This is a genomic window from Sorangium sp. So ce145 (genome assembly GCF_051525985.1).
GTDB classification, from domain to species: domain Bacteria; phylum Myxococcota_A; class Polyangia; order Polyangiales; family Polyangiaceae; genus Sorangium; species Sorangium cellulosum_B.
In genome coordinates this window covers 10914160-10925906 of sequence record NZ_CP150315.1, presented here as the reverse complement: position 1 = coordinate 10925906, position 11747 = coordinate 10914160, and the positions used below count along the sequence as shown (strand labels likewise).

The 11747-nt window shown below is 71.9% G+C and carries 10 protein-coding genes; 5 read left to right on the top strand and 5 right to left on the bottom strand.

The genetic code is table 11. The annotated features are described in order from the left end of the window. Positions 1-4: 4 nt before the first annotated feature. Complete coding sequence (locus tag WMF34_RS40620) at positions 5-1042, bottom strand: M28 family peptidase (RefSeq protein ID WP_437991149.1); 1038 nt, start codon at positions 1040-1042, stop codon at positions 5-7. Positions 1043-1248: 206 nt separating this feature from the next. Continuing rightward, entirely contained in the window at positions 1249-2328 is a 1080-nt protein-coding gene (locus WMF34_RS40615) for a formylglycine-generating enzyme family protein (protein ID WP_437991148.1), read from the bottom strand. Positions 2329-2583: 255 nt separating this feature from the next. Here WMF34_RS40615 and WMF34_RS40610 point away from each other — a divergent pair, with 255 nt between their 5' ends. Further along, on the top strand, positions 2584-2763 hold the full coding sequence (locus WMF34_RS40610; protein WP_437991147.1) for a hypothetical protein: 180 nt from the start codon (positions 2584-2586) through the stop codon (positions 2761-2763). A gap of 357 nt (positions 2764-3120) precedes the next feature. Here WMF34_RS40610 and WMF34_RS40605 read toward each other — a convergent pair whose 3' ends face one another. Beyond that, positions 3121-3792, bottom strand: coding sequence for a hypothetical protein (locus WMF34_RS40605; RefSeq protein WP_437991146.1), 672 nt, complete (start codon positions 3790-3792; stop codon positions 3121-3123). Positions 3793-4050: 258 nt separating this feature from the next. Then, a complete protein-coding gene (locus tag WMF34_RS40600; protein WP_437991145.1) occupies positions 4051-5871 on the bottom strand; it encodes a right-handed parallel beta-helix repeat-containing protein in 1821 nt (606 codons plus the stop codon). Between the two features lie 256 nt (positions 5872-6127). On the opposite strand from WMF34_RS40600, the gene WMF34_RS40595 reads away from it, so the two are divergent. The 4 genes from WMF34_RS40595 (at position 6128) to WMF34_RS40580 (ending at position 9846) form a co-directional block, all read left to right on the top strand. Further along, on the top strand, positions 6128-6694 hold the full coding sequence (locus WMF34_RS40595) for a hypothetical protein (RefSeq protein ID WP_157907259.1): 567 nt from the start codon (positions 6128-6130) through the stop codon (positions 6692-6694). A gap of 196 nt (positions 6695-6890) precedes the next feature. Beyond that, complete coding sequence (locus WMF34_RS40590) at positions 6891-7994, top strand: M50 family metallopeptidase (protein WP_012240598.1); 1104 nt, start codon at positions 6891-6893, stop codon at positions 7992-7994. Between the two features lie 10 nt (positions 7995-8004). Beyond that, positions 8005-9009, top strand: a complete 1005-nt coding sequence (locus WMF34_RS40585) for a hypothetical protein (protein ID WP_231864508.1) — start codon at positions 8005-8007, stop codon at positions 9007-9009. Positions 9010-9126: 117 nt separating this feature from the next. Next, complete coding sequence (locus WMF34_RS40580; protein ID WP_157907258.1) at positions 9127-9846, top strand: hypothetical protein; 720 nt, start codon at positions 9127-9129, stop codon at positions 9844-9846. 83 nt (positions 9847-9929) lie between these two features. On the opposite strand, the gene WMF34_RS40575 is transcribed toward WMF34_RS40580, so the two are convergent. Beyond that, entirely contained in the window at positions 9930-11570 is a 1641-nt protein-coding gene (locus WMF34_RS40575; RefSeq protein WP_437991144.1) for a hypothetical protein, read from the bottom strand. Positions 11571-11747 lie beyond the last annotated feature (177 nt).

The following is an 11747-nucleotide window of genomic DNA, read 5'->3' as shown; positions in this document are numbered from 1 at the left end:
GCGCTCACTCGTTCGCGAGCGCGAGGACGGCCTGGGCCACGCCGGTGACGACCTTTGCAGCGCGCGCGTAGTCGAGCGTATCCGGCGTGTCCTTGTCGGTGTGGTAACGCCGGTTGCGCAGAAACGCCGTGTCCGTGATCATGACCGCTGGATAACCCGCTTCCCAGTAGCTCCGGTGGTCGGACCAGTCCACGCCCTGGACGAGCGCCGGAGCGCTCAGGGAATAGGCGGGCAGATCGGTCGCGCCGCGCATCGCCCCCTTGACGGTGCGAACGAGCGAGAGCCCCTCCAGGTTGCCGATCACGGCCACGAAGTTCCCCTTCGTGGGATAGAGCATGGAGAGCGGCGCCAGCGGGAACGCCTGACTGTCCTCTTCGTCGGTGAAATATCCGATCATCTCCAGGCTGATCATCGCCCGGACCTTCACGCCAGCTGCGCGCATCGCGCTCGCATGATGGGCGCTTCCCATGTGCTCAGATCGGAAATAGGGCGGCTCCTCCAGCGTGAACGCCACGAGCTCGACCTCGCCCCGGAGGGGCGTCCGGCCGAGCATCCGCCCGAGCTCGAGCAGCCCTGCCACGCCGCTCGCGTTGTCGTCGGCGCCCGGCAAGTCGTTCGCCGCGTCGTAGTGGGCGCCGACCACGACGCGCGCCGACGAGTCCGGGCCGAACCGGGCGAGCACGTTGCGGTACGTCCGCCCCTCGACATCGTACAGCTGCTCGGCCACGCGTCCTCCGGCGGCGCTGAGCTCGGCGCGCAGGTACGCCGCGGCGCGGTCCAGCTGCTCGATTTGCCGATAGCCCCGCGGGCGGAACTCCTCCACGAGCCTCCGGACGTCGCGCTCCATGCGCGCGGGGTCCGCGAAGAGCGCCGGAGCGGGCGGCGGGAGCGCCGCCACGAGGGGCTGGCTGACGCAGGCTCCGATGGCCGCGAGGCTGGAGAGGAGCAGCGCCGCGGCTGCCGCGGCCCACCGGCCGTAGCGGGGGCGAAGCCTCGTGATCGCGCGAGCGCCTTCCGTGGTCGTCGCTGCGCTCGTGGTCATCGAGAGGGCAGGACATCTGGAGGAGGTGCTCTGTTCCTGGCGCGGGCAGGAATCGACGGGCGATCCTCCGAGAGGGCTGCCCGTGATAGCGCGCCGCAGCCGTCCTTGGGCGCAGCGTCGCTGGGATCGCGCCGCGGGCGAGCTCGCCGCGCCTGCTGGTGCCGGGGACCTCGGCGCCGAGCCGCGCGTCGCGGCCGGCCGCGCTGTCAGCTGCCGCCGTCTCGCTGGCTCGCGTTGATCGCCCCCGGAGCGGCCGGCAGGTCGACGCTGTCGCAGCAGCGGAATCCCGTGGAGTAGTCGTGATAGGCCGGCTCGTGGGCGATGGTGGTGAAGTAGCAGCCGGGGCCGAGCTCGCTTGTCGTGCTGAAGAAGCCGCCCATGAACACGCCGTTGCCCTCGTGCCACGGCTGGTCGCGGCGCTCGACGCCTTCGGTGCTCATCCGCATCACGAGCTCGCCATCGACCATGTCGCCGACCCACTCGTGCAGGTTCCCGACCATGTCGTGGACGCCGAGCTCGCTGGCGCAGCCGGCGTGTTCGCCGCTCCTCGCCAGGAAGCCTGGTTTCTGGTCGAGGTCAGGGCTGTTGAAGTGTCGCTCGTAGCTCCACCCGCCCGGCGGGTGCTCGCCGAAGACCTCCCGCAGGAGGTGGGGTTTGCCGGTGTTGCACCGCCCGCGCTCGCCGCGTGGGCCGTAGGGGTAGCGGTGGGCGCCGTTGCCGCGGCAGGCGCGCTGCCATTCCCGCCGCGTGCAGAGGCGCTTGCCGGCGGCGACGCAGGCGGCCTTGGCCTCGACGCGGCTGATGTACGCCTGCGGAAAGACGCCGGCCGCGCTGCGGGCGAGGTAGCGGACGCCCGGCTCGGGGCGCTTGAAGTGCGGATGGACGGCGAGCTCCCCGCCGGCGTCGATGACCAGGTGCGCCTCGTAGCGATCGATGCAGAAGCCGCCGACGAGGACCATGTCGGCGGGGCAGGGGCCGGGCAGCGGGGCGGGAGGGGCGAGCGGCGGGGCGCCGGTCGAGCCGAGCGGGGGCGCCTCTGCGGGGGCGGCGCCCGGGCTGACCGCGGTGGACGTGGCATCGGGCGCTGCGCCGCCCGGGATGGCGGCGCCGGCGTGCGCGCTGCCGGCGGACGCCGGCGTTATGAGCGCGGGAGCCGCGGCGGGAGCCGTCCCCTCGGCGGCGTCCGACATGGCGGGGGCGCCGGGGGCGTCCGCTTTCTTCGCCGGGCCGGCGCCGCCGTCGTTCGGAACGGGGCACGCGGTGAGCCCTACCAGCGCGGCGAGCAAGGCGGAGCCTGCGGGACGTGACGGGCGGTGTCGGGGCGGCGAGGATCTCTTCGACAGGCGAGCCCGGGGGCGGTCGCGGGGCGGCGCAGACGGCACGGGACGGAGTGTACACGCGTCTCGCGCGGCGGCGTGAGATTGCGGTGCGCCCTTCCATCTTGCCCGCAGTGGTTTGGTGGCACGGGCGATGTGAGGAGTGGAGAGCTTGCTTACGATAGCGCTGGCAACCGGTACTATTCTGGGGCTTTCGATGGGGTCATGTCGATCGGTGATGATGAGCTGTCTGCGTCAGGAGACGCGGGCGATGTGTTTGTGGTGAATCTCACGGCGGCTGGGGTGCCGCTGTGGAGCCGACGATTCGGTAGTCCTGAGGGTGATGCCGCGATCGCCGTCAAGAGTGAGCCTTCTGGAAATCCTTTGCTCGTGGGGACGGCATGAGAGTCCGTCGACTTCGGTGGCGGCGCGCTCGCGACGAACGGCGGTGCAGACGTGTTCGTCGCGAAGCTCTCGCCGTAGCCCCGCCTGCGAGCCTGATCGGCACGTGGTTCGTTCGCCGGCGATCCTGCAATGGCGTGCCAGCTCGCCGGGGCGAGACGATCGGTCGCTCGATCAGAGCCCGCGAGCGCTAACACCACTGCGGGAAGTTGCCCCGGATCGGCAGAAAAACCGCCATGGCGCCAAGGTCGCCACGGGATAAGAAGAAGTGCCGTCCCGGCATTCCCCCCATTTCCCTGGTTTCTTGGCGTCATGGCGGTTTGCTTCCCCCTCAGACTTCTAGCAGTAGTGCTGAATCGCCTACTGATTGCACGGATCCACCGCGCTATTGCAGCTCTCGTTGCAATCTGTGCAGGTGCATGCGTAAACGGCGTCAATCATCTCTTCCGTCGGTGTGCCAACGTAGTCTGCGTTGCAGCCGCTGAAGCACTGGGGCTGCGGATCGTTTCTCATGCACCCCAGCGCACACAGTAGCCAGAGCTGACATGAAATGTCGTCGCTGCAGGCATCCATGCAGCCGTTTTGGTTCGCGCAACTCAGGCACGCCACGGCGCTGCCCCCTTCGCTACCCTGGCACTCGTTCAGGCAGTCGGTGAGCTCCTGATCCGCGGGGCCCTCTTCCAGCGACTCGAGCTGCTCGCACGTCGCGCCGACCACGCACTGAGCGCTGCACTCCGCTGCTGGATCTGCGCAGTCGAACGGAAGGGCGTCACACACGGGCAAGCCGCATTCGTCTGCCTTGTCGCAGGCCTGCTCGCACACGGTGGCGCCGCCGCCGTCCCCGCCAGCTCCGCTCGACGTCGCGGCCGTCGTCGAGCTGGTGCTCGCCCCCGTCGTGCTCGCCCCTGTCGTGCTGCTCGTCGTTCCCGCGCTGCCGCTCGCTCCGCTCCCCCCGTCGCCGCCAGGGTTCTCCGTCGTCTCGCCCGAGCACGCTGCGAACGCGGCGCCCGCCGCGAGACAGAATACGAACACCAAAGAAGAAGTCCTGCTGCGCATCGCCGTTCTCCTTGGGCACGCCGCGGGTGTTCCACGTGATTGCCCCGACGGCGCGGGATCGTTCGCCTGCTTCATTCCCCCGGCAAGGTTTTTCGCCGAGGAGCCCATGCCCGGGCGCGCGCATCCCCGCGACCAGCTCCCGGGCCCCGGCGTCGCCCTCCGCGGTGCGGCCGCGCTCTGCGCGCCCCCCGGCTCGCCACGCCGCGCTCGACGATCCCTCGCCGCCGCCTCCCTTCAGCTCGGCCCCGGCGACAGGGCCCCGAGCTCCGCGCCGCTGCGCTCCACGCCGAGCAGATCCCGCGCGGGCACCTCGCGCGCGTCGCCCTGCCCGATCAGCATCTTCGACGACCGCTTCGGCCTGAAATCCGGCCGGTTCGGGTTGAGCTTCCACCAGCCCCCCTCGAGGATCACCCACGGCTCCTCGCTCGCGCGCACCACCTCCGTCGCGAACCGCGCGCGCGTGATGCCCGTGATCGCCCGCGTCTCCGGCAGCGCCGCCGCGAGGCGCTTCAGCCCCTCCGGCATGCCGCCGTAGCTCACCTGGGTCACCACGTTGTGGCCGGCGTCGAACCGGTAGATGCTCGTGCTCAGCACCTCGATCGACGGCGAGGCGTCGCTCACGAGGATGTTGTTCCGCAGGCGGCAACCCCAGCTCCCATTGCCGCACTGGAGCGCGGGCCGGCCCCTCGCGCTCAGCACCACGGTGTTGTTGCGGATCAGGTTGTTGCGGCAGCCCCAGAGCGGCAGCGCGTCAGGTCCTGTCACCTGCTCCGGAGCGCGCGGGCCGGGCTCCACATAGGCCCGGTCGAACGGGTTCGCGTTGTCCCACTGCGCGATCCCGCTGGCGAGGTTGCCATAGATGAGGTTGTTCTGGACGACCGAGTCCGACACGCCCGCGAGGTTGATCGCCCCCCCGCCGCTGCGCCCGTTGCCGTTGATGACGTTCTGCTCGATGATGAAGTTCACGCCGCGGCCGTCCGGAAAACCGTGCTCGCCGAACCGCTCCGTCGCGCGCTTCATCAGCTCCGCGGCCCAGGCGCGGGTCGGCTCCCTCCGCGGATGATCCCGGAACGACGGGTGCTCCAGCACCGCGTCGAGCGAGGCCTCCGGATCGAGGTTCGCCTGGAACCCGCTCGCGTTGTTGCCGAAGAACACGTTGCGACGGACCACGTAGTTGTCCGATCCGTCGGATATGTAGGCGCCGTGCTCGCCCGCCGAGAAGGCGAACAGGTTGTCCTGCAGGAGGACCGTGTGGCTGTCGGTGGAGTGAACCCCCCACGTCCGATGGTGATGAGCGAAGTTGCCGACGATGGCGATGTGGTGCGCGAGCCTGCTGGTCTCGCCGAAGGCGCCGTCGATCATGATCCCCGCCTTCGGATCAGCCGCGCTCTGCCTGCCAGGCGCGCTGCTGCCAGCGAGACGGAAGCCCTCGATCACGACGTGGTGCGCTGCCTTCAGGTAAATCATCCAGTTCGGGTCGGCGGCGCACCCCCGGTGGATCACGACCTCGCCCGGGCTCCCCATCGCCTTGAAATGGATGTACCGCTCCTGGCCGGCGCTCGGCTTGTCGCCAACCGAGAACCCCGCGTACGTCCCGGGCAACACGGCGATGAGGTCGCCGCCGCGCGCCGCGTCCGCCGCCTCCTGGAGCGTGGCGAACGCGCGCGTGACAGGGAGGTCCCGCGGCTCGGCCGCGGCGCCCCGCGCGTTCAGATCGAGCGCGGCCACGCGGATCGCGGCGGGGGCCGGCGCGCCGACGACGAGGACGCGCTCGTAGCGCGCCTGCAGCTTCAGCGTCTGGCGCACCCACTCGTCGGAGTCCCGCGTGGTCACGAACGGCTCGGCTGCCGCGGGCGCCGGCGGCTCTGGCGCCTCGGGGGCCTCCGCCGGCGCGGGCGGCTTCTTCGCCTGCGCCGGCGGGGGCGCCGCGTCCTCGGGCGGCGGCCCCGCGACCTGGATCGTGCCGCTGCACGCGAGCGCGGCGACCGCGACGAGCCCGCCGCCGATGCGCGCGCAGCCGCGGGCCAGCTGGATGACGCTTGTCGATCCTCTCATCTCCACGCTCCGGGGAAGGCCGCCCCTCCGAGCTGCGCCGCGCGTGCGGCGCTCGGCTCTGGCTACCCCGGCTTACCCCAAAGCGCGCGCTTCAGCCAGACGAGCCCGCGCCTCGGCCAGGACCCGCGCGCGCCCCGCCCGCGCCGCGCGCGGCGGGCCGAGCGAGGTGCGACATCGCCTTCCAGCGGCGGCCGTCATGCAGCCGACACGTGCCCGTTTGCTTCCGTCGCTGCCCTTCCTTTGGTACGAAGAGCTCATGAAAGCGCTGCCCTCGCTCGTGAGCGTCGCTCTTGCCGGCGCCACCCTCCTCACGCTCGCGCCCGAAGCGCAGGCGAACATCAAGAATCCGAACGACCACCCCCGCTACTTCGCCGAGCTCGAGCCGCACGGGAACTTCGTCTTCCTGCACCGCGACTACGGCCTGGGGCGGTACGGGCCCAGGCGCTACAACGACTTCGGCGACCCCGAGTTCGGCGTCGGCTTCAGGGCGAGCATCGAGCTCGCCGACCCGGCGTTCATCCCGAAGCTCAACAACACTGTCGCCATCTCGTTCGGGCTGGATCTCACCAACTGCAGGTACTGCCGCCGCGACTTCACCATCTGGAGTCCGGTCACCATGCAGTGGAACTTCTTCTTCACCGATCAGTGGAGCGCGTTCGCCGATCTCGGCGCTGTCGTCCGCACCGACGGGTTCTACAACGACGTGTGGCTCGACTTCGTCACCATGGTCGGCGGCCGCTACCACTTCAACGACAACATGTCGCTCACGATGCGGATCGGGTATCCCTTCTTCAGCGTCGGCGTCTCGTTCTTCGTCGGCTGAGCCGCTCCCCGCCGGCTCTGGCCCTCTGGCGGGCTGAGCCGCCCCGGGCGCCGCCCTGCTGTCGCGCTCTCCCGGCGCATCGGGGGCCGGCGGGAGCGCACGGCCTCCGCCGCGGGCGGCATCTCGCCGGGGCGGGCGTACGGCGCGGACATCGGGCGCGTGCGGACAGGGCCCGCCCTGGTTAGACTAGCCGGAGATGGTCGGCTGGTATTTCGTAGGCATCCTCGGTCTCGCCCTGCTGATGGTGGTCCACGAGGGAGGGCACTATCTCGCCGCGCGCGCGTACGGCATGCGCGTCTTGAAGTTCTCGATCGGCTTCGGCCCCACCTTCTTCAAGGTTGTCCCGAAGGACGGGTACTACTGGTTCACGACCGCCGCGGACAAGGTCCGCGTGCGGCTCTTTCGCCACGACCCGGTGAAGCACGGCCCCACCGTGTTCCAGGTCGCCATGATCCCCTTCCTGGCGTACGTGCAGATCGCGGGGATGAACCCCCTCGAGGAGGTCGATCCCGAGGACAAGGGCAGCTACGCGAACGCGAGCCTGATGGGCCGGATCGCCGCGATCTTCGCCGGTCCGCTCGCCAATTACCTGTTCGCGTCGGTCCTCTTCTTCGCGAGCCTGATGGTGGGCGGCAAGCCCCACCGCCTGACCGACATCGGCGTGGTCGCCGGGATGCCGGCGGCGGCCAGCCTGAAGGACGGCGATCGCATCGTCGAGATCGACGGGACCCCGGTCCACGACTGGGAGAAGATGGCGGAGATCATCTCCAAGAGCCCCGGCCGCCCGCTCGACCTCGTGGTGGAGCGCGCGGGCGAGCGCGTCGAGGCCAAGGTCACGCCCGCGAACGAGGGCGGATCGGGCAAGATCGGCGTGATCCCCGTCGGGCCGGTCCAGCGGGTGCCGGTGACCGCGGGTGAGGCCGCGCTGCTCGCGCTGAAGATGCCGCCGAAGGTCGTGCAGGACCTGGTCGTCGGGCTCGGCCAGGTCCTCACGGGCAAGATCGAGGGCGAGCTCGGGGGCCCGGCGCGGATGATCGGGGAGACCGCGCACGCGGCCAAGCGCGGCTTGCCGCACGGGCTCGAGTTCCTCGGGGTGCTCTCGGCCTACCTCGGCGCGTTCAACCTGATCCCGTTCCCCGCCCTGGACGGCGGCCGCCTGATGTTCCTGTTTTACGAGGCCGCCACGCGGCGCCGGCCGAACGCGCGCGTCGAGGCGCACATCCACCTGGTCGGCGTGTTCATGCTGCTCGGGCTGATGCTCTACGTCACCGCGAACGACTTCGGCCTCGGGTCGAAGTAGCACTCCCTGCGTGACGACGAGGCCGCCCGCGCGGGTTCCAGCGCCCGACGGGCGCCTCGCCCGCGCGGTGATGCGGCTCCTGCTGCGCTGCCTGCCGCTGCTCTTGCTCTGGCCGTGCGCGCGGCCGGCGTCCGCGCTGGCCGCGGCGCCGGGCGCGTGGTCCGACGAGGAAGACGAGGCCGTCTTCGACGTCCCCGCGCCCCCGACGCTCCCCGGGCTCACGCTGCGCGATCCGACCTTCACCTTCGAGTACACGGCGGCCGTGATCGAGCCCGACGCGGCGAGCCGGGCGGGCGGCAAGCTCGCCTTCGCCTGGTACTCGCACGGCGAGATGGAGGTGCCGCTCGTCCCGCGCAAGTGGTTCGTCGGCGCCGTGCATGACAGCGCCGCGGCGAGCGTCCCGGGGGTCGAGCGGTCGATCCTGCTCGGGAGCCCCGAGCTGTACGGGCGCGGCGTCTGGTCGAGCGTGCGCGGGCTCGCCTCCGGCGGAGGCTTCGGCCTCGTCCTCCCGGTCCCGCGCGACGTCTCGCGCGACCAGGCCGAGGTGCTCCGGACGGCGCGCGTGGTGCGGCCGTGGGACGAGACGCGCTTCCGGGAGCTCACGCTCACGTTCCGCCCCTGGTTCGACATGCGGCACATCACCGGGCCGTTCATCTTCCAGCTCAGGCAGGGCCTCGACTGGTCGCTGGTCGTGCGCCGCACGCGGTCCGGGGAGCGCCGCACCGACATCACGGCGCACACGGCGTTCTACTTCGGCTACCGGCTCGCGAGGCCGGTCGGGGTGGGTCTGGAGCTGTGGGAGGTCTACCAGCTGACCCAGGACCTGCCGGACGACCGGCGCGCGACGTTCGCAATCTCGCCGAGCGTCCGCTTCATCCTGTCGAACGTGCAGCCGGCGCTGAGCGTGCTCTTGCCGGTCACGACCCCGCTGCGCGGCGACGTCGCCTCGTATTACGCCGCGCGGTTCAGCGTCGGGTTCACCTTCCCGACAGGCGCTCGGCGGGCGCGCCGGTGAGCGCGGCGGGCGCGCCGGGCGCGCTCGCCGGGCGCGCTTCTGGCCGAAGGCGCCGAAGGGGCGGGATCGGCTTCGAGTGTGCGTGCATCCAGCGCGGGCGCTCGGTACCCTGGCCGCGTGGTCAACGCAGGATGGCTCCGGCGCGGTCTGGTTCTCGCGGCGCTACTCGGCCCGGCCGGCTGCTCGACCCAGCTCGTGAGCCTGAACGAGGGGCCTCGCGAGTACGTCGCGACGGACTACGAGAACGTGCTGCGCAGCTGGACGCGCACGGAGCACCTGTTCGCGCTCTCCGAGCTCGACAACTTCCTCACCGCCACCGCGACCTTCGAGTCGTGGGACTTCCGCTGGGCCTACGTGGTCCGCTACGCGCAGGACTACCGGCTCACGATCGAGCAGCGGCAGAAGCTGCTCGAGAAGACGCTCGAGGAGACGCGCCAGCGCCATCAGTTCTTCGTCGCGATCTTCGGGGGCGAGCGCAAGTACAACGACCTCTCGACGCCGGACAGCGCGTGGATCGTGCGGCTGATCGACGACACCGGGAACGAGACGGCGCCCGAGGAGATCGTCGCGATCGCCAAGCCGAACGCGCTCGAGCGGACGTACTTCCCGTACAACACGGTGTGGCGCCAGGCGTTCCGCATCCGCTTCCCGCGCGCGACCGCGGACGGGAAGCCGACGATCTCGCCGAGCGCGAGGTGGTTCGGGCTCCGCTTCGCCGGGGCGCAGGGCAACAGCGAGCTCGTCTGGCAGGTCAACGAGGAAGCGGAGCCCGTCGATCCCGCCGAGCTGGAGCAGGGGGCCGCGCGGCCGCTGCGGCCGAACAGCGGCCAGCTCTAGCTCTGCGCGCCGGGCATCCCGCCAGCGCTCGCTGACGCGCGGAGCCAGCCGAGCCCCGCGCGGCTCTGGCTCCGCGCGCAGCCTCAGCCGCGCTGAGCGTTCATCGAGACCGACTGCGCCAGGATGGAGAGCAGCTCGGGCGTGCTCTCGAACAGCTCGCGCAGCGTGGGGTGGTCGGCGAGGAGCACGAGCGCGCCGCCCCCGGCGGCGCGAGCGATCGACGGCGCCGGCTGGCCTCCGAGCAGCTCCGAGGCGAACAGGAGGTCGCCGGGCCTCGCGGTGCCTGCGATCGCCTGCGATCGCTCCGCGACCAGCTCCAGCGCGCCGGCGCCGATGATCACGAGCCCGGGGATGGGGTTGCCGGCGTGGATGAAGTGCTCGCCGGGCGCCAGGCCGCGCAGCCGGAGCCGGCCGAGGACGCGGCGCAGCAGCGTGTCTTCGAGCTCGCCCAGCGGCCCCATCGTGGCGCCTGCGAGCGACTGGATCCGGTCCGCGACGGTGCGCAGCTCGTCGAGCACCCAGGGGCAGCTGCGGAGCGCGTGATCGATGGTCGCCTGGCCCCAGATCGCCACCCGCGCGCCCTCCGCGCCGGCGACGACGCGCAGCGGGATCCCTTCCTCGAGCGTCCCTCGGGACGGCACGAGCGTCCGCGTCGCGGCGCGCTCGGCGGGGATATCGACGATGTTCGCGCACACGGCGGCGTCCCCGCGCAGGACCAGCGCCGCCCCATCGACGGCGAGCTCCTCGTCGGACGAGAGGTCTTCCACGCGCGCTGCGAGCGCGAGCTCGTCGTGCATCTCCTCGGGCAGGTCAGCGAACGCCTCGATCTGCTCCAGGTCGCGGCCGGTGAGTGCCGCGGCGTCGGCGGCTGGCGCGGCGCTGGCCGCGCCGGGCCGCGGCAGATCCGGCGCGATCTCCGGCGCGCGGTCGAGGGCCGCGAGCGCCTCCGTCTCCGGTGGCGCGCTGGGCGGTGCGTCGAGCGCCATCGCGGCGAGGTCGGCGCTCTCGCCTGCGGCCGACCGCCGCCCCTCGACAGCGGGCGCACCCACGCGCGGCGCCGCGGCGAGATCGGGGAGGGCCTCGACCGAGGCCGGCGCGCGGGCGTCGGTGGCGGACGCGGGCCGCGGCGCGGCGGCGGGCGCCTGGGCCGGGGGCTCCTCGACGAGCGCGAGGTCCGCGTCGTCGAGCAGCTCTTCCACGGGTTCCGGCGCGGGCTCGCCCGAGGCTTCATCGAGCGCGCGCGGGCGCGGCGCCTGGACCTCGTCGCCGTGGGGCGCGGGCTCGCCGCGGGACGGGGTGGCCTTCGTCTGCAGGTCGTCGTCCTGCTCCGCTGCCTGCGGCGAAGGCGGAGGGGCGGCGAGCCGGCTCGACATCGGCGCTTCGAGGTCGCTGTCGGAGAGCTCGATGACGATCGTCCCCTCGATCGTCGACTCCGCGGGCGACGCGTCTGCGCTCGCAGGGGGGTCGATCTTCGCGCTGTCGCTCGCGGAATTCGCGGCGCCCTTCGCGGGAACGCTGTCGGCCGAGGCCCCGAGGTGTCCTGGGGGTTCGTTCCCGGTGGGCGTCGCCGGGCGGGTGCGCGCCGCCGCAGGCGCCGGGGGCGCGGGAGGTCGCGCGGAGATCGGCTTCCGCTTGAGCGTCAGATCGAGCGGCGCTGCCGAGGTGACGACCTCGTCTTCCTCTTCGTCGCCCGGCTGTGGCGTCGAGGGATGCCTGCGGGCCACGAGGTACGTGTCGCCGTTCGACGTGATGATCTCCTGGGGAGGCCGCGGCGGCGCGGCTGGCTCCGCGTCCTCGGACCAGGGGTCGAGGATGGGCTCGCGCGGCCTGCGTTTGGAGCTGATCGCTCCCTGTGCGGGCGCGGCCGCGCCTGTGCGGGCCGGGGTGGGCGTAGGGGCCTC

What these genes read in the sequence shown, in the direction of transcription:
- WMF34_RS40620 (WP_437991149.1), bottom strand. Translation starts at nt 1,042, where the DNA reads ATGACCACGAGCGCAGCGACGACCACGGAAGGCGCTCGCGCGATCACG.
- WMF34_RS40610 (WP_437991147.1), top strand. Translation starts at nt 2,584, where the DNA reads ATGTCGATCGGTGATGATGAGCTGTCTGCGTCAGGAGACGCGGGCGAT.
- WMF34_RS40600 (WP_437991145.1), bottom strand. Translation starts at nt 5,871, where the DNA reads ATGAGAGGATCGACAAGCGTCATCCAGCTGGCCCGCGGCTGCGCGCGC.
- WMF34_RS40595 (WP_157907259.1), top strand. Translation starts at nt 6,128, where the DNA reads ATGAAAGCGCTGCCCTCGCTCGTGAGCGTCGCTCTTGCCGGCGCCACC.
- WMF34_RS40590 (WP_012240598.1), top strand. Translation starts at nt 6,891, where the DNA reads ATGGTCGGCTGGTATTTCGTAGGCATCCTCGGTCTCGCCCTGCTGATG.